This is a genomic window from Thioalkalivibrio sp. XN8 (assembly GCF_011058255.1).
GTDB lineage: Bacteria > Pseudomonadota > Gammaproteobacteria > Steroidobacterales > XN24 > XN24.
The window spans coordinates 1-22,334 of record NZ_JAALFH010000062.1 but is presented as its reverse complement, the minus strand read 5'-3'; the positions used below and the strand labels follow the sequence as shown (position 1 = coordinate 22,334).

At 68.1% G+C, this 22,334-nt stretch carries 17 protein-coding genes; 16 read left to right on the top strand and 1 reads right to left on the bottom strand.

Going from position 1 to position 22,334, the window contains the following annotated elements; genetic code table 11:
* The 16 genes from G6N75_RS08865 to G6N75_RS08790 all read left to right on the top strand — a co-directional run.
* A partial coding sequence (locus tag G6N75_RS08865) for a ribonuclease HII (RefSeq protein ID WP_165347997.1) occupies nt 1-572 on the top strand: 572 nt, incomplete at its 5' end.
* Entirely contained in the window at nt 569-4,075 is a 3,507-nt protein-coding gene (gene dnaE / locus G6N75_RS08860; protein WP_165347996.1) for a DNA polymerase III subunit alpha, read from the top strand. The genes G6N75_RS08865 and dnaE, both read left to right, overlap by 4 nt.
* A gap of 63 nt (nt 4,076-4,138) precedes the next feature.
* Nucleotides 4,139-5,098, top strand: coding sequence for an acetyl-CoA carboxylase carboxyltransferase subunit alpha (locus tag G6N75_RS08855; protein WP_165347995.1), 960 nt, complete (start codon nt 4,139-4,141; stop codon nt 5,096-5,098).
* 446 nt (nt 5,099-5,544) lie between these two features.
* A complete protein-coding gene (tilS, locus tag G6N75_RS08850) occupies nt 5,545-6,921 on the top strand; it encodes a tRNA lysidine(34) synthetase TilS (RefSeq protein WP_165347994.1) in 1,377 nt (458 codons plus the stop codon).
* Nucleotides 6,922-7,000: 79 nt separating this feature from the next.
* Nucleotides 7,001-8,650 (top strand): CTP synthase, encoded by a 1,650-nt coding sequence (locus G6N75_RS08845; protein WP_165347993.1) that lies wholly within the window; start codon nt 7,001-7,003, stop codon nt 8,648-8,650.
* Nucleotides 8,647-9,477 carry a 3-deoxy-8-phosphooctulonate synthase gene (gene kdsA / locus G6N75_RS08840; protein WP_165347992.1) on the top strand — a complete coding sequence of 277 codons (831 nt, stop codon included), beginning with the start codon at nt 8,647-8,649 and terminating at the stop codon, nt 9,475-9,477. The genes G6N75_RS08845 and kdsA overlap by 4 nt, the downstream gene beginning before the upstream one ends.
* Nucleotides 9,478-9,490: 13 nt before the next feature.
* Nucleotides 9,491-10,777, top strand: coding sequence for a phosphopyruvate hydratase (gene eno, locus G6N75_RS08835; protein ID WP_165347991.1), 1,287 nt, complete (start codon nt 9,491-9,493; stop codon nt 10,775-10,777).
* A gap of 18 nt (nt 10,778-10,795) precedes the next feature.
* Entirely contained in the window at nt 10,796-11,104 is a 309-nt protein-coding gene (gene ftsB / locus G6N75_RS08830; RefSeq protein ID WP_165347990.1) for a cell division protein FtsB, read from the top strand.
* Nucleotides 11,101-11,799, top strand: coding sequence for a 2-C-methyl-D-erythritol 4-phosphate cytidylyltransferase (gene ispD / locus G6N75_RS08825; protein WP_165348176.1), 699 nt, complete (start codon nt 11,101-11,103; stop codon nt 11,797-11,799). Before ftsB ends, ispD begins: the two co-directional genes overlap by 4 nt.
* Nucleotides 11,799-12,275 carry a 2-C-methyl-D-erythritol 2,4-cyclodiphosphate synthase gene (gene ispF / locus G6N75_RS08820; protein ID WP_276611265.1) on the top strand — a complete coding sequence of 159 codons (477 nt, stop codon included), beginning with the start codon at nt 11,799-11,801 and terminating at the stop codon, nt 12,273-12,275. Before ispD ends, ispF begins: the two co-directional genes overlap by 1 nt.
* A 29-nt stretch (nt 12,276-12,304) precedes the next feature.
* Entirely contained in the window at nt 12,305-13,306 is a 1,002-nt protein-coding gene (gene truD, locus G6N75_RS08815) for a tRNA pseudouridine(13) synthase TruD (RefSeq protein ID WP_165347988.1), read from the top strand.
* A gap of 422 nt (nt 13,307-13,728) precedes the next feature.
* Nucleotides 13,729-17,853 carry an RHS repeat-associated core domain-containing protein gene (locus G6N75_RS08810; RefSeq protein WP_346765517.1) on the top strand — a complete coding sequence of 1,375 codons (4,125 nt, stop codon included), beginning with the start codon at nt 13,729-13,731 and terminating at the stop codon, nt 17,851-17,853.
* A 4-nt stretch (nt 17,854-17,857) separates the two neighbouring features.
* On the top strand, nt 17,858-18,184 hold the full coding sequence (locus G6N75_RS08805) for a hypothetical protein (RefSeq protein WP_165347986.1): 327 nt from the start codon (nt 17,858-17,860) through the stop codon (nt 18,182-18,184).
* Nucleotides 18,168-19,859, top strand: a complete 1,692-nt coding sequence (locus G6N75_RS08800) for an RHS repeat-associated core domain-containing protein (RefSeq protein WP_165347985.1) — start codon at nt 18,168-18,170, stop codon at nt 19,857-19,859. The genes G6N75_RS08805 and G6N75_RS08800 overlap by 17 nt, the downstream gene beginning before the upstream one ends.
* A gap of 506 nt (nt 19,860-20,365) precedes the next feature.
* Entirely contained in the window at nt 20,366-20,758 is a 393-nt protein-coding gene (locus G6N75_RS08795) for a hypothetical protein (RefSeq protein WP_165347984.1), read from the top strand.
* Nucleotides 20,692-21,651 (top strand): RHS repeat-associated core domain-containing protein, encoded by a 960-nt coding sequence (locus tag G6N75_RS08790; protein WP_165347983.1) that lies wholly within the window; start codon nt 20,692-20,694, stop codon nt 21,649-21,651. Before G6N75_RS08795 ends, G6N75_RS08790 begins: the two co-directional genes overlap by 67 nt.
* Before the next feature lie 18 nt (nt 21,652-21,669).
* Here G6N75_RS08790 and G6N75_RS08785 read toward each other — a convergent pair.
* Nucleotides 21,670-22,334, bottom strand: a 665-nt coding sequence (locus G6N75_RS08785) for an IS3 family transposase (protein WP_165347976.1), incomplete at its 5' end; no start/stop codon positions are given.

Here is a 22,334-nt window from a genome sequence, read left to right as displayed (position 1 = left end):
CGGCGGGCGTGGACGAGGCGGGCCGGGGGCCGCTGGCCGGGCCCGTGGTCGCGGCGGCCGTGATCCTGCATCCGGACCGGGCCATCGACGGCCTGGCGGATTCCAAGCAGCTGCTGGCTGCGGACCGGCTGGAGCTGGCGGCCCTGATCCGGGCGCGGGCCGTGTCCTGGTCCGTGGCCTGGGCCGACACGGCGGAAGTGGACGCCCTGAATATCCTCTACGCCAGCATGCTGGCGATGCGGCGCGCCGTCGGCCGGCTCGCCGTGCTGCCCGACCACGTGGTGGTGGACGGCAACTGCTGTCCGCGCCTGGGCAGCACCTGCAGCGTGGAGGCGATCGTCGGCGGCGACGACAGCGTGCCGGCGATCAGCGCCGCCTCCATCCTGGCCAAGACCTGGCGCGACGCCTGGATGGCCCGCCTGGCCCGGCGCTATCCCGGCTATGGCTTCGAGCGCCACAAGGGTTACGGCACGCCGGGCCACCTCGAGGCGCTGGCGCGGCTCGGTCCCTGCGCCCTCCATCGGCGGACTTTTGCCCCGGTGGCCGAGCTGCTGGCGAGGCGGGCCGGATGACCACGCCCTTCATCCACCTGCGGCTGCACACCGAGTACTCGCTGGCCGACAGCGTGATCCGCATCCCGGCGCTGCTGGCCCGGGTGGCCGAACTCGGGATGCCGGCGGTCGCCGTCACCGACCAGGTGAACCTGTTCGGCATGGTCAAGTTCTACCGCGGTGCGCTGCGCCAGGGGATCAAGCCGCTGGTCGGCGCCGACATCTGGCTCGACGAGCCGGGCGATCCGCGCCACCCGACCCGGCTGAGCCTGCTGTGCGGCTGCGACGAGGGTTACCGCAACCTCTGCCGGCTGTTGAGCCGGGCCTACCTCGAAGGCCGGCGCCTGGGCCAGGTGCTGGTCCGGCGCGAATGGCTCGACCCGCAGGCCTGCGGCGGGTTGATCGCGCTGTCCGCCGCCCGGGAGGGCGACGTGGGCCGGGCGCTGATGGCCGGGCGCCGCGACACGGCCGAGGCCTGCCTGGCCTTCTGGCGCGAGCGCTTCCCGGAGCGCTATTACCTCGAGCTGCAGCGCACCGGGCGCGAGGGCGACGAGTATCACGTGGCCGAGGCGGTCAGCCTGGCCGCCGCCACCGGCACGCCCGTCGTGGCGACCAACGACGTCCGGTTCCTGGATGCCGACGATTTCGACGCGCACGAGGCGCGCGTGTGCATCCACCAGGGCCACACCCTGAGTGACCCGCGCCGCCCGCGCGACTACAGCGCCGAGCAGTACCTGAAGAGTGCGCAGGAGATGGCCGCGCTGTTCGCCGACCTGCCGGAGGCGCTGGAGAACAGCGTCGAGATCGCGCGGCGCTGCAACCTCGAGCTGCGCCTCGGCGAGACGTTCCTGCCCGACTTCCCCGTGCCCGCGGGCGAGGACGCGGCCAGCCACCTGCGCAAGCTCTCGGCCGCCGCCCTGGCCGAGCGCCTGCCGGCGCTGCTGGCCGACAACCCCGTGGACGATGCCGAGGCCTATCGCGCGCGGCTGCAGCGCGAGCTCGACGTGATCTGCGACATGGGCTTCCCCGGTTACTTCCTGATCGTCGCCGACTTCATCCGCTGGGCGAAGGACAACGACATCCCGGTGGGGCCGGGCCGCGGCTCGGGGGCCGGCTCGCTGGTTGCGTTCGTGCTCGGAATAACTGATTTAGATCCATTGCGTTACGATCTTCTCTTCGAGCGATTTCTCAACCCGGAGCGGGTGTCGATGCCGGACTTCGACATCGACTTCTGCATCAACGGGCGCGACCGCGTCATCGACTATGTCGCCCAGCGCTACGGCCGCGAGAGCGTCGCCCAGATCATCACCTACGGCAGCATGGCGGCGAAGGCCGTGGTGCGCGACGTGGGCCGCGTGCTGGGCCATCCCTACGGCTTCACCGACCGCATCGCCAAGCTGATCCCTTTCGAGGTCGGCATGACGCTGGACAAGGCCCTGTCCCAGGAGCCCGAGCTCAAGCGCAACTACGAGGAAGAGGACGAGGTCCGCGGCCTGATCGACCTGGCCAAGTCGCTGGAGGGCCTGGCGCGCAACGCCGGCCGGCACGCCGGCGGCGTGGTCATCGCGCCGACGGTGCTGACGGACTTCACCCCGCTGTACTGCGAAGAGGGCAGCGAGGCGCCGGTGACGCAGTTCGACAAGGACGACGTCGAGGCGGCCGGCCTGGTCAAGTTCGACTTCCTCGGACTGCGCACCCTGACCATCATCGACCGGGCCGTGCACCGCGTGAACGACCTGCGCGCCGCGGCCGGCGAGCCGCCGCTGGACATGGCGCGCATTCCGCTGGACGACCCGCTCACCTTCCAGCTGCTGCGCGCCTGCCGCACCACCGCCGTGTTCCAGCTGGAATCCCGCGGCATGAAGGACCTGATCAAGCGCCTGCAGCCGGACAGCTTCGACGACATCGTGGCGCTGGTGGCGCTGTTCCGCCCCGGCCCGCTGCAGTCGGGGATGGTGGACGACTACATCAACCGCAAGCACGGCCGCCAGGACGGCCCGATCGACTATTTCCACCCCGAGCTGGAGCCCGTGCTCAAGCCCACCTACGGCGTCATCCTGTACCAGGAGCAGGTGATGCAGATCGCCCAGGTGCTGGCCGGCTACAGCCTCGGCGCCGCCGACCTGCTGCGCCGGGCCATGGGCAAGAAAAAGCCGGAGGAGATGGCCAAGCAGCGCTCGATTTTCGTCGAGGGCGCGGTCGCCCGGGACGTCGACCGCGGCACGGCGACGCACATTTTCGACCTGATGGAGAAGTTCGCCGGCTACGGCTTCAACAAGAGCCATTCGGCCGCCTACGCCATGCTGTCCTACCAGACCGCCTGGCTGAAGGCCCACTACCCGGAGGCCTTCATGGCCTCGGTGCTGTCCACCGACATGGACCACACCGACAAGATCGTCACCCTGATCGACGAGTGCCACCAGATGGGCCTGGTGGTGGAGCCGCCGGACGTCAACGAGTCTGAGCATGCGTTCAACGTGGCCGGCAAGGGCCGGCTGCGCTACGGCCTGGGCGCCATCAAGGGCGTGGGCCAGGCGGCCGTGCAGGCGATTATCGACGAGCGGAAGCAGGGCGGGCGCTTCGAGTCCCTGACCGGCTTCTGCGCCCGGATCGACCTGCAGCGCGTCAATCGCCGCACCATCGAGGCCCTGGTCCGCGCCGGCGCGCTCGACAGCATCGGGCCTAACCGGGCGACGCTGATGCACCGGCTGCCGGGCGCCATCGGCCGCGCCGAGCAGAGCGCCCGCGCCGCGGCCGCCGGCCAGGAAGACCTGTTCGGGATGGCCGCCGCGCCCGGCCCCGAGGCGGCGAGCGACCTGTCGGACGAGGGCGAGGCGCTGCCGGAATGGAGCTCGGCCGAGCGGCTGGCCGGCGAGCGCGACACCCTCGGACTGTTCCTCACGGGCCATCCCGTGGACGAGGTGGCGCACGATCTCGCGGCGCTGGCCGGCACGCGGATCGGCGAGCTGGCGGCGGACCGGCCGACCGAGGGTGAGCGCAGCTATGCGGCGGGCCGGCGCGACCTGGTGGTCGGCGGGCTGATCGTGGACATGCGCCGGCGCGGCAACCGGATCACGCTGGTGCTGGACGACCGCAGCGGGCGGCTGGAAGTGACGTTGTTCGAGGAGACCTACCAGCAGTGCCGGCACGTCGTCGCCAAGGACGCCATCATCATCGCCGAGGGCAATCTGCGCTTCGATGATTTCATCGACGACTGGCGGCTGACCGCGCGCCGGGTGGTCGATCTCGACACCGCCATGAAGGAGCGGGGCCGGCGCCTGATGCTGCGCTGCGCCCTGCCGGGCCCCGATTTCGTCGGCGAGCTGCAGCATGCGCTGGAGCCGTTCCGCGGCGGCGGCTGCCAGGTCACCCTGGTCTACCAGGCGGCGAGCGCGAAGGCCCGGGTCGAGCTCGGCCCCGGCTGGGCCGTGCGGCCCTCGCTCGCGCTGCTGCACCGCGTCGGCGGGCTGGTCGGCGCGGACAACGTCCGCATGCTGTACGGCGACCCCGCGAGCGGCGCCTGAGGCGGGCCCGGCGCCGCCCGAGTGTGTTAATTTCGCGCTATCAGAAGCGACGCAGCTGGCGGCATGAACCTGAATTTCCTCGATTTTGAACAGCCGATCGCCGAGCTCGAGGCCAAGATCGACGAACTGCGCTTCGTCGGCGACGACTCGCAGGTCAACATCTCGACCGAGATCCGGCGGCTGAAGGCCAAGAGCGAGGCCCTGACGCGGAACATCTTCTCCAGCCTGAGCGCCTGGCAGGTGGCCCAGGTGGCGCGCCATCCGCAGCGGCCCTACACCCTGGACTACATCGAGCGCCTGTGCACCGAGTTCGAGGAACTGCACGGGGACCGCACCTTTGCCGACGACCCGGCCATCGTCGGCGGCCTGGCGCGCTTCGACGGCCGCCCGGTAATGGTCATCGGCCAGCAGAAAGGCCGCGACACCAAGGCCAAGGTGCAGCGCAACTTCGGCATGCCCCGGCCCGAGGGCTACCGCAAGGCGCTGCGGCTGATGCAGCTGGCCGAGAAGTTCGGCCTGCCGATCATCACCTTCATCGACACCCCGGGCGCCTACCCCGGCGTCGGCGCCGAGGAACGCGGCCAGAGCGAGGCGATCGCCCGGAACCTGCTGGAGATGTCCGACCTGAAGACGCCCATCCTCGCCGTGGTCATCGGCGAGGGCGGCTCCGGCGGTGCGCTGGCCATCGGCGTCGCCGACCGCGTGCTGATGCTCCAGTACAGCATCTACTCCGTCATCTCGCCCGAGGGCTGCGCCTCCATCCTGTGGAAGAGCGCCGAGAAATCGGCCGACGCCGCCGAAGCCATGGGCGTCACGGCGCAGAAGCTCCACGCCCTCGGCCTGGTCGACGAAGTCGTGCCCGAACCGCTCGGCGGCGCCCACCGCGACTACGACGCCATGGCCGCGACGCTGCGCGAGACGCTGGCCCGCTACCTGGCCAAGCTTGACGAGTTGTCGCCCGAGCAGCTGCTGGCGCAGCGGTACGAGCGGCTGGTCGGTTACGGGGATTTCCGCGAGGGCTGAGGTACCTTCGGGGCTCCTGCGCGGGCGCCGTCACCGGCGCCCCGGGCGGACGCCGTGAATACATCCCTGTAGGCTCGCTCGCGCACGTCCTGTGCGCGAGCGCCGCCCGGCGCGCAGGTGACGTCTCCCGCGCTACCCAAACCGACCCACCCTCGGTTGGTCCGGTGACGGAACGTCTCGACGGTGTCGGACGACAGTGATGACGCTCGGATCACGCGGCCTTTCGCGTGCTGGCCATCGAGGGGCACGATGCGAGACCTTTCGACAAGGCAGCGGGCGGGAACGTGGAGGGTCCGTCGCGGGGCGCTCGCGCACAGGACGTGCGCGAGCGAGCGTACAGGGATGTATTCACAGCGTCCCCGCGAGGGGCCCTGCACGGTGCCGCCCGCGGTCGCGTTGGTGACGGTCCGTCGCACCATGGACCCGCGCGGGGCAGAATAGCGGGCATGGACGCGTTCAGCCCGACCGCACTGTGGAGCGCGCTCACCGCCCTCGAAGACGGGTCTGGCGAGCGGCGGCTGTGCGTGGCGCTCAGCGGCGGGCTCGACTCGACGGTGCTGCTCGAGGCCCTGTGCCGCCTGCGCGAGCGGCTGCCGGCGGACGGCCTGCGTGGGATCCATGTGCACCACGGGCTGCATGCCGATGCGGATGACTGGGCGGCGCATTGCCAGGCGCTCTGCGGGCGACTGGGCGTGCCGCTGCAGGTGGTTCGCGTCGATGCGCGGCCGGCGCCGGGCGAAAGTCCCGAGGCGAAGGCCCGCGGGGTGCGTTACGCGGCGCTGGCGGAAGCGCTGGCACCGGGCGAGGTGCTGCTCACGGCCCACCACGCCGACGACCAGCTCGAGACGGCGCTGATCCAGCTGCTGCGCGGCGCCGGGGTGGCGGGGCTGGCGGCCATGCCGACGTCGGCGCGCTTCGGGCCCGGGCTGCACCTGCGGCCGCTGCTCGGCTTTACCCGCGCCGAGCTGGCCGCATGGGCTGCGGCCGAGGGCCTCTCGGGCTGGATCCGGGACCCCGCCAACGAAGAGCTGCGCTATGCGCGGAATCATTTGCGCAGCGAGGTGCTGCCGGCGCTGCGTGCGCACTGGCCGGGGGCCGCGGCGGCGGTCGGCCGCAGTGCACGGCACTGCGCGGAGGCTTCGCGCCTGCTGGACGAGCTGGCGGCGCTGGATGCGGCGAATTGCGTGACGGGAAACGCGGTTCGCGTGTCGGCCCTGCGGGGACTGTCCCCGGCACGGCAGCGCAACCTGCTGCGCTGGCAGGCGCGGCGGCTGGGGCTGGCGGTGCCGGACGAGCGGCGGCTGGCGACCTTGCTGGCGCAGGCGCTCGAGGCCGCGCCGGATGCGCAGCCCCAGGTGGAGTGGGCCGAGGTCGTGGCCCTGCGCCATGGCGACCGGCTGTGGCTGGCGCCGGCGGCCGCGTTACCGGCACCGGCGGGGGACCTGGACTGGCCGAATCCGCGCCAGCCGCTCGAACTGGGCACCGGTCTCGGCACCGTGGCCCTGGTTCCGAGCGAGCACGGCGGGCTGGGTGAGGCAGGGTTCAAGGCGGGACCCTGGCGGGTGGTGGCCCGGCGCGGCGGAGAGCGCCTCGAGCTGCCCGGGCGGCCCGGGACTCGGGCGCTGAAGAAGCTCCTGCAGGAGGCGGGCCTGCCGCCCTGGATCCGGGGCCGGCTGCCCCTGCTGGAGATCGGCGGCAAGCTGGCTGCGGCCGGGGATCGCTGGGTGGACGCGGCCTTCTGGGCGCCCCCGGGGAAGGCCGCCTGGCGGCTGGAATGGACCGGTTCCAGGCTGCCCGGCCACGAGCTTTTCGTTGTGGGCTGAGCGGCCTTCTGCTAACCTGACTTCCCGTCGTTTTCACGCGCCGGCGGCGCGCCAATCTTCCTGAACGGCGGTACTCCTGATGACCCGTTTCGTCTTCGTAACCGGCGGCGTAGTTTCCTCGTTAGGGAAAGGCATCGCCTCGGCGTCGCTCGGCGCCATCCTCGAGGCCCGTGGCCTCAAGGTCAGCATGATCAAGCTGGATCCCTACATCAACGTGGATCCCGGCACCATGAGCCCCTTCCAGCACGGCGAGGTGTTCGTCACCAACGACGGCACCGAGACCGACCTGGACCTCGGCCACTACGAGCGCTTCGTGCGCACCGTGACCTCGCGCCACAGCAACTACACCACGGGCCGGATCTACCAGACCGTGATCGCCAAGGAGCGCCGCGGCGAATACCTCGGCGCCACGGTGCAGGTGATCCCGCACATCACCGACGAGATCAAGCGCTCGGTGCACGCCGGCGCCGGCGACGCGGACGTGTGCATGGTGGAAATCGGCGGCACGGTCGGCGACATCGAGTCGCTGCCCTTCCTCGAGGCCATCCGCCAGCTGGGCGTGGAGCTCGGCCGCGACCGGGTGGCCTACATGCACCTGACCCTGGTGCCCTACATCGCGGCCTCGGGGGAAACCAAGACCAAGCCGACGCAGCACTCGGTGAAGGAGCTGCGCAGCATCGGCATCCAGCCCGACGTGCTGCTGTGCCGCTCGGACCGCGCCCTGCCGGCGGACCAGCGGCGCAAGATCGCGCTGTTCACCAACGTGGAGGAGAAGGCGGTCATCTCCTGCCGCGACGTGGACGACATCTACAAGATCCCGCTGATGCTCAACGGCCAGCATCTCGACGACATCATCTGCGACAAGCTGCGGATCGAGGCGCCGCCCGCCGACCTGTCCGAGTGGCAGGCGGTGGTGGACGCCAAGGCCAACCCGCTGCACCACGTGGACATTGCGATGGTGGGCAAGTACGTGGACTTCCAGGACTCGTACATGTCGCTCAACGAGGCCCTGATCCATGCCGGGATCCATGCGCGCACCAAGGTGAAGATCCACTTCGTCGAGGCGGAGCAGATCCAGCGCGAAGGCAACACCGACCGGCTCAAGGGCATGGACGCGATCCTGGTCCCGGGCGGCTTCGGCGACCGCGGCATCGAGGGCAAGATCATGGCGGCGCAGCATGCGCGCGAGGAGGGCGTGCCCTATCTCGGCATCTGCCTCGGGCTGCAGATCGCGGTGATCGAGTACGCCCGCCATGTCGCGGGCCTCGCGGGCGCGCACAGCACGGAGTTCAAGCCCGACACCCCGCATCCGGTGATCGCGCTGATCACCGAGTGGATGGATCGCACGGGCGCACTGGAGAAGCGCGACGCCGGCTCCGATCTCGGCGGCACCATGCGCCTCGGCGGCCAGCAGTGCCGGCTCACGCCGGGCAGCCGCGCCGCGGCCATCTACGGCCGCGACGAGATCGTCGAGCGGCACCGGCATCGCTACGAGTTCAACAACAACTACCGCGAAGCGCTGGAGGAGGCCGGCCTGGTGATGTCGGGCTGGTCGAAGGACGGGCTGTGCGAGATGGTGGAGCTGCCGGAGCATCCGTGGTTCCTCGCCTGCCAGTTCCATCCCGAGTTCACCTCCAACCCGCGCGACGGCCACCCGCTGTTCACCGGCTTCATCAACGCGGCGCGGGCCCGGCGGCAGTACGCCGAGACCGAGCGGGTATCGGCATGAAGCTGTGCGGCTTCGAGGTCGGCCTGGAGCATCCGCTGTTCCTGATCGCCGGGCCCTGCGTGATCGAGGGCCGCGAGTTCTCGCTCGAGACCGCGGGCCGTCTAAAGGAGATCACCGCCCGGGTGGGGGTGCCGTTCATCTACAAGTCCTCCTTCGACAAGGCCAACCGCTCCTCCATCGGCAGCTTCCGCGGGCCGGGCATGGAGGAGGGGCTGAAGATCCTCGAGGCGGTGAAGCAGCAGGTCGGGGTGCCGGTGCTGACCGACATCCACGAGGACACGCCGCTCGGCGAAGTGGCCGCGGTCGTGGACGTGCTGCAGACCCCGGCTTTCCTCTGCCGCCAGACCAACTTCATCGTCAACGCCTGCTCCCAGGGCCGCCCGGTCAACATCAAGAAGGGCCAGTTCCTGTCGCCGTGGGAAATGAAAAACGTCATCGACAAGGCGCGTTCCACGGGCAACGAGCAGGTGATGGCCTGCGAGCGCGGTTTCACCTTCGGCTACAACAACCTGGTCTCGGACATGCGCGCCCTGGCGGTGATGCGCGAGACCGGCGCGCCGGTGGTGTTCGACGCCACCCACTCGGTGCAGCTGCCGGGCGGCAAGGGCTCGGCCTCGGGCGGGCAGCGCGAGTTCGTGCCGGTGCTGGCGCGCGCGGCGGTCGCCGCCGGCGTCGCCGGGCTCTTCATGGAGACCCACCCCGACCCGGCCAACGCCCTGTCCGACGGCCCCAATGCCTGGCCGCTGGACCGGCTCGAGGGCCTGCTGGAGACGCTCAAGGTGCTCGATGAGACCGTCAAGGCGCGGCCCTTCGACGAGATGCAGTAGCGGAGTAACACAGATGGCGAAGATCACTGAAATCCGGGCGCGCGAGATCCTCGATTCGCGCGGCAATCCGACCGTCGAGGCCGAGGTCACGGTCGAGGGCGGCGTCATGGGCCGGGCCGGCGTGCCCTCCGGCGCCTCCACCGGCACGCGCGAGGCGGTCGAGCTGCGCGACGGGGACAAGTCGCGCTATCTCGGCAAGGGCGTGCTCAAAGCCGTGGCGAACGTCAACGGCGAGATCCGCGACGCCGTGGTCGGCATGGATGCGGCGGACCAGCAGGGGCTGGACCGCAAGCTGATCGAGCTCGACGGCACGGAGAACAAGGGCCGGCTCGGCGCCAATGCGCTGCTGGCCGTCTCCCTGGCCGCGGCCAAGGCCGCCGCTTTGGCCAGCGGCCAGTCGCTGTTCCGTTACCTGCACCGCGGCGGCGACTTCGCCATGCCGGTGCCGATGATGAACATCGTCAACGGCGGCTCCCACGCCGATAACAGCGTCGACATCCAGGAATTCATGATCATGCCGGTGGGCGCGCCGAGCTTCTCCGAGGCGCTGCGCTACGGCGCCGAGATCTTCCATGCGCTCAAGGCCGTGCTGCTGGCGCGCAAGCTGGCCACCGCGGTCGGCGACGAGGGCGGCTTCGCGCCCGACCTGCCGTCCAACGAGGCGGCGCTGGAGACCATCCTCGCCGCGATCGAGCAGGCCGGCTTCAGGGCGGGCGAGGACATCGTGCTGGCGCTCGACGTGGCGAGCTCCGAGTTCCACGCCGACGGCGTGTACCGCCTGGCCTCGGAGAACCGCGAGTTCGATGCCGCCGGCTTCTGCGATTACCTCCAGGGCCTGGTGTCCAGTTATCCGATCGTGTCGATCGAGGACGGCATGGCCGAGGACGACTGGACGGGCTGGAAGCTGCTCACCGAGCGCCTGGGCAAGAAGGTGCAGTTGGTCGGCGACGACTTGTTCGTCACCAACACGAAGATCCTCAAGCGCGGCATCGACGAGGGCATCGCCAACTCGATCCTGATCAAGGTCAACCAGATCGGCACCCTGACCGAGACGCTTGAAGCCATCGACATGGCGCACGGCGCCGGCTTCACCGCCGTGGTCTCGCACCGCTCGGGCGAGACCGAAGACGCGACCATCGCCGACATCGCCGTGGCCACCCCGGCGAGCCAGATCAAGACCGGCTCGCTGTCGCGTTCCGACCGCGTCGCCAAGTACAACCAGCTGCTGCGCATCGAGGAAGAACTGGGCGGCTCGGCCCGTTATCCCGGCCGCGCGGCGCTGCCATTCGGCACGGCCTGAGGCCGGCCAGGCGGCTGCGTGCGGGCGGTGATCTTCATCCTGCTGGCGCTGCTCGTCCTGCTGCAATTCCGGCTGTGGGTCTCCGACAGCGGCTATCGCGCCGCCTGGCGCCTGACCGAGGAGGTCGCGGCGCAGCAGCATGAAAATGCGGCGCTGGAAGAACGCAACCGTGCGCTTAAGGCCGAGGTTGACGACCTCAAGACCGGCCTCGATGCCGTCCAGGAAATCGCCCGCAGCGAGCTCGGGATGATCCGAGAGGGAGAGACCCTGTTCCAGGTGGTCGAGGTCGACCCCGAGTCGCTCGACGCCGTGTCGGGAGGCCGCTGATGGCGCGGGCCTGGGCCGTGGTGCCGGCGGCCGGCAGCGGCCGGCGCATGGGCGCGGCCACCGCCAAGCAGTACCTGCCGCTGCGCGGACGGCCGCTGCTGGCCCACGCGCTGGCGCCCCTCTTGGGTTGCAAGCGCATCGAGGCGGTGGTGCTGGTGGTGGCGCCGGACGACAACGGGTGGCGGGAGGCCGTTGCGCCCGGTCCGCGGCTCCTCACCGCGCCGGGCGGCCCGGAGCGCTGCCACTCGGTCCTCAATGGGCTGGCAGCGCTGGCCGACCGGGCCGCGGACGACGACTGGGTGCTGGTGCACGATGCGGCCCGGCCCTGCCTGCCGGCCGAGGATGTCGAGGCGCTGTTCGAACAGCTGGAGCAGGATCCGGTGGGCGGGCTGCTCGCGCTGCCGCTGGCGGACACGCTCAAGCAGGCGGATGATCAGGGACATGTCCTGGGGACAGTCCCCAGGGAAGGGTTGTGGCGCGCGCTGACCCCGCAGATGTTCCGCTATGGGCTGTTGCGCCAGGCGCTGGCCGCGGCGATCGAGTCCGGCGACCACGTCACCGACGAGGCCGCGGCGATGGAGTTGGCCGGGCATCGCCCGGCGCTGGTGGCGGGTTCCGGGTCGAACCTCAAGGTCACCACGCCGGCGGACCTGGCGCTGGCGGAAGCGGTGCTGCGCGCCCGCGAGGAGCAATGATGCGCATAGGCCACGGGTTCGATGTTCATGCCTTCGGCGAGGGCGATGTGGTGCACGTCGGCGGCGTCGCCATTCCCCACGACCACGGCGTGGTGGCGCATTCCGACGGCGATGTCGCCTTGCATGCGCTGTGCGACGCGTTGCTTGGCGCGGCCGGGCTGGGCGATATCGGCGGCATGTTCCCGGACACCGACGCGCAATGGCAGGGCGCCGACAGCCGCGAATTGCTGCGCGCCGTGGTGGCGCGCGTCGCAGCGCAGGGCCTGCGCGTCGCCAATGCCGATCTCACCCTCGTCGCCCAGGCGCCGCGCATGGCCGCGCATATCCCGCTGATGCGCGAGCGCATCGCCGCCGACCTCGGCATTGCGCCCGGGCGCGTCAACGTCAAGGCCACCACCACCGAGCGCATGGGTTACATCGGCCGCGGCGAGGGCCTGGCGGCCTACGCGGTAGTACTGCTCGAGGAGATCTCCTGAGCCAGCCCGCCTTCGATCCCTGGCGTGATTTGCCGTGCGCTTTCGGCGGCCCGGCGGGCACCGGGCGTATTCGTGCGGCACCGGCCGACTTCATCGTCGTCGAAGAACTCGGCTTTGCTCTCAAGGGCGAGGGCGAGCACCTGTTCCTGCGCCTGCGCGAGACCGGCTGCAACACGGCCTGGGTCGCCGGCCAGCTCGCGCGCTGGGCCGGGCGGCCGCGCCACGACGTCGGCTACGCCGGCCTGAAGGACCGCCATGCCGTCACCGAGCAGTGGTTCAGCGTGCTGTGTCCCGGCGGCCGGCACCCGGACCCGGACACGCTCGCCATCGAGGGCGTGGAGCTCATCGAATGGCAGCCCCACGACCGCAAGCTGAAGCGCGGCGCCCTGCGCGGCAACACTTTCCGCCTTCGCATCACCGGGCTCGAAGCCGACCCCGCCGCGCTCGAGCAGCGCCTGCAGGCGGTCGCCGCGCGCGGCGTGCCCAATGCCTTCGGCCCGCAGCGCTTCGGCCGGGAGCAGGGCAACCTGCGCCTGGCGGAGCGCTGGTTCGCCGGCGAGCTACGGCCGCGGCGCGACGAGCGCGGCTTCGCACTGTCGGCGGCGCGCTCGCTGATTTTCAACGCCGTCCTCGCCGAGCGGATTGCGGACGGCAGCTGGGAGACCGCCGCCCCGGGCGACCCGGTGCAGCTCGACGGCAGCGGCAGCTGGTTCATTGCCGAGGCCGGCGACGAGGCGTTGCCGGGCCGGCTGGCGGCGCTGGACGTGCATCCGACCGGCCCGCTGTGGGGGCAGGGCGAGCCGCCCGGCCACGGCCCCGGCGCCGCGCTCGAGCAAGCGGTTGCGGCTCGGTTCCCGCTGTTCGCTGAGGGACTCGCGGCGCAGGGGCTGGAGCAGGAGCGGCGGCCGCTGCGTTTGCGCGTCGCTGACCTCGAGTGGCGCGTTGCAGGCGACGTGCTCGAGCTGTCCTTCGGGTTGCCGGCGGGGGCGTTTGCCACGGCCGTGCTACGGGAACTGACCGAGGTCGACTGATCGCCGCCGTGCCTGGCCGCGGCACCGACCGCGCACGCCTCCCGCTTGGCTCAGATGCCTGCGCGTGAGGCGTGCGCGTCCGCTGCCGCTGCATTGCGGCAAGCGAGCTGCCGCCGGCGCCCCATGTGCTCCGTGCCGAAAACGCTTGTCAGACGCTTCCGGGGGGGTATATATGCGCTTCAGAGCCCATATATAGATTGGTGAGCGAGGATATACACATGCCCCGGATCTCGACTGCTCCTTTCATTGGTAGGCCATCATGGCGGTCAGTGGCTGTCGTTGGACTATTGATGTGTCTGGCGGGCGGGACGATTGATTCGGTGAACGCGTCGGAGACAAAGGAGCCACCCAAAGTACTGGAGAGGATGAAGGTCAAAGGTTATTGGGCAAGGCTGATGCTGTTCGAGTCTCTGATTTAAACGCTGGAGGACGCCCAGGGAGAGTTTCGGCAACAAAGCCCTGCGGAGCCCGCCAACAACGACCGCGCCGTCGAACGCAAGGACCCCTGCGGCAACGAGGAGTCCTCCAACCCCGTCGTCCTGGCCTCCGGCAACAAGGTCCTCGACGAGGTGGACTTTGCGACGGCGACGGGGGATTTCGTGCTGTCGCGGACGTATTCGAAGGCGGGCGGGTTTTTCAACGGCTTTGGCAACAACTGGACCTGGAGCTTCAACTACTACCTCGGCTCGTTCGTGACGAACCCCAACTGGTCGCCGGTGTGCCTGCCGGGGACCTACGAGGGCCCGGACGTGCCGTGTCCGCTGTATCCCGGCAAATACCTGAGCATCACCGCGGTCCGTCCGGACGGGCGCAAGTACGAGTACACCTGGAACGCGAGCACGCAGCGTTACGAGGACTCGCGGCCGCAATCGACGAGCTGGATCACGGAGTACCTGGAGAGCAGCGCGCCCGGCTCGTTCAGCGAGATGACGCTGCACCGGGAGGACGGCGGCAAAGAGACCTATACCGAGAACGGCCGCATCAAGACCCTGCGCGACGTGCGCAACGTCGGCTACACCTTCAGCTACATCAACCTCGGCAATACCCTGAACACCGTCAGCCACACCTCCGGCCGGAGTATCTCGCTGAGCTGGAGCGGCGGGCGGATCAGTTCGATCACCGCGCCCAACGGCAAGGTGTGGAACTACGGCTACACCAGCGGCCGGCTGACCAGCGTGACCGCGCCCGACAGCCTGGGCGTGACGACCTACCATTACGAGAACACGGCCCAGCCGGATGCCCTGACCGGGTACTCCATCGGCGGCGTGCGGCGCACCGAGTACGACTACTACACGAACGGCAAGGTACAGTACTCGGGCCTGGCCGGCGGCATCGAGCGCGACACCTTCGTCTACGGGACGAACTACACGGACGTGACCAACGCGCGAGGGCACACCACCCGCTACAACTTCACCACCCTCAACGGCCTAAAGCGGCTGACCGGCGTGGACCGGGCGCAGAGCACCGCCTGCCCGGCGGCAGCGGTGGCCATCGACTACGACAGCCGGGGTTACCAGACGCGGCGGGTGGACTTCGCCGGCAACCAGAGCTTCTACACCTACAACGACCGGGGCCAGCTGCTGGAGGAGCGTACCGGGGTGGCGCCCGGCGGCAGCACCACCCACCAGCAGCGCACGGTCTACCAGTGGGACGAGCCGCGCAACCTCATCACCCGGGTCAGCCGCTACGGCTCCAGCGGCAGCATCCAGGCGGAGACCGTTTACACCTGGTATCCGGACAGCGACTGGAACCGCAAGCGGCTGCTCGACAAGGTCGAGGCGTGCGCCCCGACCTGCGCCAGCGGCCAGAAGCGCACCACCACCTGGAGCTACACCTTCCATACCAACAAGCTGATCAACCAGTTGACCGTGGACGGGCCGCTGACCGGCACGGCCGACAGCACCACCCAGCAGTTCAGCAGCCAGGGCAACCTGTTGTCGGTGACCAATGCCTTGAGCCAGGTCACCAGCTTCAGCCAGCACAACGGGCTCGGCCAGCCGGGGCGGATGGTCGATCCCAACGGCCTGAACACCTGGCTGACCTACGACGGCAAGGGCCGGCTGACCCAGACCCGGGTGGCGGCCACCGGCGGGGATCGGATCTGGGGCCAGGCCTGGCGGGCGGACGACCAGCTCGACAGCGCCACCGACCCCACCGGCCGGACCACCGATCTGGTCTACGACAACGTCGGGCGGCTGGAGCGGATCGATGCGCCGAGCGCCACCGGGACCGGGTTCGACCGCACCACGCTGGCCTATGACGTGTTGTCGAACCTGACCACGCGGACCGTGAGCCACTGGATCTCGGGCTGGTCCTCGACCGTTGTGCACCGTGAGCACTTTGAATACGACACCGCCGGGTTCCTGCGCCGCAGTTACGGCAACAACGGCCAGCAACTGGTCTATACCTACGATCCGAACGGCCAGGTCGCCCAGACCGTCGATGCGCTGGCGCGCACGACCAGCTACGCCTACGACACCCACGGCCGGCTCGAGTCGATCACGGACCCATTGAGCGGGGTGACGGAGTTCGGCTACGACGTCCTCGGGCGGCTGGCGAGCGTGGAGGATCCGCGCAACAAGGTCACCAGCTACACCTACAATGGCTTCGGCGACCTGTTGACGCTGCAAAGCCCCGACACCGGCACCACGACCTATCAGTATGACGCCGCCGGCCGGCGCTGGAGGACCCTCCCGGCGGACGGGCGCACCAGCGAGGTGACGTTCGACCTGCTGGACCGCCCGACCCAGGTGCGGGCGTGGTATCCGGGCCAGGGCGCGTGGCAGTATTCGACCTACGGGTATGACACCTGCACGTATGGCGTGGGCCGGTTGTGCAGTGTCAACAACCCCGGGGCGGCGATCAGCTACGCCTGGACGTTGACCGGCGAGCTGGCGAGCGAGAGCACGGTGATCGAGGGCCAGGGGTATACGGTGCAGCATGGCTATGACGTCCACGGGCGGCGCACCCTGACCAGCTACACGGGGGGCGTGGAGGTGAGCTATGGCTACGATGCGGCCAGCCGGGTGAAAACCCTGCAGGCGAAAGTCGGCGGCACCTGGCGCAACGTGGCCACGGGGGTCACGTACGATGCGGCCGGCCGCATGACCGCGCTTTCCCACGGCAACGGCAGCGGCCGCAGTATCAGCTACGACTGGGACGGCCGGGTGCAGGGCATCGCGGGGTCGCTTTCGCCGCAGAGCCTGGGCTATGCCTGGAACGCCGGCGACCAGATCACCGGGATCACCAACCACGCGTATCCGGGATTGAGCCAGACGTTCGGCTACGATGCGTTGTCGCGACTGACGGGCGTGACCTCGACCTCCGGCAACCATGTCATCGGCTACGACGCCAACGGCAACCGCACCAGCCACACCTGGGGCGGGGCGACGGACAGTTACGGCGTGTCCGCCAGCAGCAACCGGCTGAACGCGGTCTCTGCGGCCGGCACCCGCGCGAGGAGCTACGCCCATGATGCGGCCGGGCATCGGACTGCGGAGACCATCGCCGGCAACACGATCAACTACGTCTATGACGGGTTCGGTCGCCCGGCGAGCCGCAGCCAGCCGGCGATGAGCGTGCAGCAGAGCCATGGGGCGACGGTGGCGCTGCCGGCGGGGACCTGGAGTTACGGCCATGACGGGCTCGGCAGAAGGACGTTCAAGCGGGCGCCGGGGAACATCGTCAGCCGTTACCTGTACGGCGCCGAGGGTAATCTCTTGGCGGAGACCAGCCCGGGCGGCACCAGTCTGACGAGCATTTATTTGTGGCTGAACGGCCAGCCGATCGGGCTGGTGCGGGGCGGGCAGGTGTACCACGTGCATGCCGATCACCTGGGCCGGCCGGAGATGTTGACCAACAGCAGCAAGGCGATCGTGTGGCGGGCGGAGAACCTGGCGTTCGATCGCAAGGTCGTCACGACCAGCATCGGCGACTACAACCTCGGGTTCCCGGGCCAGTATTACGATGCCGAGGGAGCGAGCTGGCAGAATTGGTTCAGGACCTATGACGGGTCCATCGGGCGTTATACGCAGAGCGATCCGATCGGGTTGGCGGGTGGGTTGAATACGTATGCCTATTCCCTTGGCAATCCGATTATGTACGTTGACCCTGTTGGACTTTACTGCTTGACCCCTGAGGAAATTCAGGCGATCGCGGGAGGAGTAGGAGGATCGGTTGGAGGTGGCGTCTCCGGGGCAATCGCCGGCAGCGCCTTGGGCCCGAAAGGGGCCGTCGCCGGAGGGATCCTTGGTGTGGCCAGAGGAGGTGCAGCCGGGACCGCTGGCGGGCTCGCGGCCACGTCGATTGGGTCCGTCGGGGCTGGAATGGTATCTGGATTGCCTGGCGGCGTCACAGGCATGGTGGGCGGAGCGGTAGCCGGTTCCTTTGGTGGTGGTCCGACAGGTGGAGCCGTAGGAGGTATGGTCGGAGGTCTCGGCAGCGTACCAGGGGGTATGGCCGGTGGATTGATCGGAGGTTTGGTTGCGAAAGGCGTTGAATCGATTCTGACTCGTTTCAACGATTGCGATACGAAGTGTGGTAACTGAATCTATGTTGAATTCACCTCACGGTACATTTACAAAGCCCACTTGTCCTATCTGTGGCGAAGCAGTTCCGTTCTTTGCTCGTTGGAATATTTCGATCTTCAGGCCAGCCTATTGTCCTGCTTGTTCAAGCGCTGTCACCTTCAGCCGGGCGCCTTTGGTCATCCAGTTGCTGCTTTATGTCGCGATGATTCCAATGTTTTATCTGGTGTTTGGTCGGAGTTCTTGGGTAGGTTTCCTGGGGCTTGCGGCGATCCTGGCCCTTTCTGCCTTGGTCGCGACGATCTCCAAGCTCAAGCCTGTGTCTGCGCATGTAAATGCAACAGTCGATTGACGCGCGATACCGACACGGCCAGCGGGTGCGCGAGTGCGTCCTGGATTTGACGGGCGAGCTGGCGAGCGAGAGCACGGTGATCGAGGGCCAGGGGTATATGGTGCAGCACGGCTATGACGTGCACGGGCGGCGCACCCTGACGACGTATCCGGGCGGCGTGGAGGTGAGCTACGGCTATGACACGGCGAGCCGCGTGAACACCCTGCAGGCCAAGGTCGGCGGCACCTGGCGCAACGGGGCTACGGGGGTCACGTGCGATGCTGCGGGCCGCATGACCGCGCTTTCTCACGGCAACGGCATCGACCGCCGCGTGAGCTACGACTGGGACGGCCGGGTGCAGGGCATCGCGGGTTCGCTCTCGCCGCAAAACCTGGGCTATGCCTGGAACGCCGCTGACCAGATCACCGGGATCACCAACCACGCGTATCCCAGCTTGAGCCAGACGTTCGGCTACGACGCGTTGTCGCGACTGACGGGGGTGACCTCGACCTCCGGCAACCATGTCATCGGCTACGACGCCAACGGCAACCGCACCAGCCACACCTGGGGCGGGGCGACGGACAGCTATAGCGTGTCCAGCACCGGCAACCGGCTGAACGCGGTATCTGCTGCCGGCACCCGGGCCAGAAGCTACACCCATGATGCGGCCGGGCATCGCACTGCGGAGACCATCGCCGGCAACACGATCAGCTACGTCTACGACGGGTTCGGTCGCCCGGCCAGCCGCAGCCAGCCGGCGATGAGCATCCAGCAGAGCCATGGGGCGACGGTGGCGCTGCCGGCGGGCACCTGGAGTTACGGCCATGACGGCCTGGGCCGGCGCACGTTCAAGCGGGCGCCGGGGAATGTGGTGAGCCGTTACCTGTATGGAGCCGAGGGTACGCTCCAGGCCGAGACGAGCCCGGGCGGCACCAGCCTGACGAGCATTTATTTGTGGCTGAACGGCCAGCCGATCGGACTGGTGCGGGGCGGGCAGGTGTATCAGGTGCATGCCGATCACCTGGGCCGGCCGGAGATGCTGACCAACAGCAGCAAGGCGATCGTGTGGCGGGCGGAGAACCTGGCGTTCGATCGCAAGGTCGCGACGTCCAGCATCGGTGAGTACAACCTCGGGTTCCCGGGGCAGTACTACGATGCCGAGGGGGCGAGCTGGCAGAATTGGTTCCGGACCTATGACGGATCCATCGGCCGCTACACACAGTCAGACCCGATCGGGTTGGCGGGGGGGGTGAATACCTATGGGTATGCTATTGGTAACCCCACATCGAACGTGGATCCAACAGGGTTGTTTGTCCCAATCGCTGTCTGCGTCATTCAGGCGGGTGCGGGATTTGTCGCAGCCGACTCCGTGAAGGCAGCAGCGCAGGATTTCGGTGATGCACAAGACTCGTTGCATCAGAACGACCGCTGTGACCAGGCTGGGCAAACAAACCAACCCTTGGGCGACGCCGCCGCAACCTTTGCGAACGGATCATCGTCGTTCGCGGGGCAGCTTGCCAAGATGGTTACAGCGGGCGGCGTGCTTGCAGTTACGGGGTCGATTAAGCCAACTGGAATGGTGACTCCGTGCGCCGGAATCGGGATTGGGGCCGGCGCATTCTTCGGAGATGGGACGGTGGCCCGCGCGATTACCGACGCTCAACTTCGCGCGGTAGACTGGATGCGCGGTCGGTAGATGCACTCTGTGATTACCACTGCTCTGCGATGGGTCGGGTATAACGCGATACCGGCAATGCTGGGAGTTGGATCTGCATTTTTTGGGCTCCGAGACCCGACGTTTTGTGCCTCCTTACCTATCGCATGTGCACTACCACCGGCTGGGGGCGGGCTATACGCTCTTTTCGCGTCCGCCTTTATGCTGTTTCGCGCTTGCATTGATCTTTCCGCACTGACCTACAAGTTGGTCCGATTAGGAGAATCGAGTGTGGGCGATCTCAAGCACAGATTCGTGCTGGCGGTTTCTCATACCGTATTTTCGGCAGGCGTCTTGCTTTCGTACTTACTGTTGGTCGGAATACAGATTGCGTAGCCGGTCCGGTTTGGTAGAGACGCTGGCGCGAGAGAGTAGCCGCCGTGTCTCCGGATCAGGAGCGTCTCGTTGAAGCGGGGTTCATACGGGCCAGCGACGACTGTTTCGTTTGGCCTATCGCCGGCACCTATGGTGTAGGCCGGTTACGCAGTGTGTCGAACCCCGGGGCGGCGATCAGCTACGCCTACACGTTGACCGGCGAGCTGGCGAGCGAGAGCACGGTGATCGAGGGCCAGGGGTATACGGTGCAGCACGGCTATGACGTCCACGGGCGGAGGAACCTGACGGTTTATCCGGGCGGGGTGGAAATCAGTTACGGCTATGACACGGCCAGCCGGGTGAACACCTTACAGGCGAAGGTCGGCGGCACCTGGCGCAACGTGGCCACGGGGGTCACGTACGATGCGGCCGGCCGCATGACGGCGCTGACTCACGGCAACGGCATCGGCCGCAGTGTCAGCTACGACTGGGCGGCCGCGTGGAGACGATCGGCGGGTCGCTCTCGCCGCAGAGCCTGGGCTATGCCTGGAACGCCGGCGATCTGATCACCGGGATCACCAACCACGCGTATCCCAGCTTGAGCCAGACGTTCGGCTACGACGCGTTGTCGCGACTGACCGGCGTGACCTCGACCTCCGGCAACCATGTCATCGGCTACGACGTCAACGGCAACCGCACCAGTCACACCTGGGGCGGGGCGACGGACAGCTATAACGTGTCCAGCACCGGCAACCGGCTGAACTCGGTATCTGCGGCCGGCACCCTGGCCAGAAGCTACACCCATGATGCGGCCGGCCATCGCACCGCTGAGACCGTCGCCGGCAACACCATCACCTACGTGTATGACGGGTTCGCGCGTCCGGCGAGCCGCAGCCAGCCGGCGATGAGCATCCAGCAGAGCCACGGCGCGACGGTGGCGCTGCCGGCCGGCACCTGGAGCTATGGGCACGACGGTATGGGCCGGCGGACGTTCAAGCGGGCGCCGGGGAACATCGTCAGCCGTTATCTGTACGGGGCCGAGGGTACGCTCCAGGCGGAGACCAGCCCCGGCGGTACGACGCTGACGAGCATTTACCTGTGGCTGAACGGCCAGCCGATCGGGCTGGTGCGCGGCGGGCAGGTGTATCATGTCCATGCCGATCACTTGGGCCGTCCCGAAATCCTCACCAACGCGAGCAAGGCGATCGTGTGGCGGGCAGAGAACCTGGCCTTTGATCGCAAGGTCGCGACGACCAGCATCGGCGCGTACAACCTGGGGTTCCCGGGGCAGTATTACGATGCCGAGGGGGCGAGCTGGCAGAATTGGTTCAGGACGTATGACGGGTCGGTGGGTCGGTATACGCAGGGCGATCCGATCGAGTTGGCGGCTGGGTTGAATACGTATGCGTATGTGGGCGGGAATCCAGTGACCGTACCCCTTGAACCAAGCCGGCCTTGATGTGGGAAATTGAGCATATCAGGCGGCTTCGCGAGCAAACACTGCCGGAGGCTTTTTGCCCAGAGAGCGATGCGGCCTGACGTGGTTGTAGTGGGTACGCCAGGCATCGATTGTTGATCCGGCATCCGCCAGCGTGGCGAACCAGTGCAGGTCCAGGCAGTACTCACGGAACTTGGCGTTGAAGCTCTCGACGAAGGCGTTCTGGGTCGGCTTGCCAGGCTGGATGAAGTGCAGCTTGACCCCACGCTCTTTGGCCCAGAAGAACATGGCTTTGCTGGTCAGCTCAGGACCGTTGTCCATGACGATCTGCCTGGCCAGGGGGCGGGATCGAGCTAACTGATCCAGTTCTCGAGCCAGACGCTCGCCGCTGATTGAGAAGTCGACGATCTGCAGCACGCACTCACGGCTGAAGTCATCGACGACGTTAAACACACGGAACCGTCGGCCATTCGCCAGTTGGTCTGAGACGAAGTCCACGGACCAGCGCTCGTTGATGCGACTCGGCAGCGCTAACGGAACCCGAGGACGGGTCAGCTTCTTGCGGCGCTTCGTGCGGACCTGCAGGCCCTCTTCTCGATATACCCGATAGGTCCGCTTCGGGTTCACCACCAGGCCCTCCGTCTTGAGCATGTCATGCAGTGTCGGATAGCCATAACGGGGATAGCGTTCGGCCAGCGTCTTCA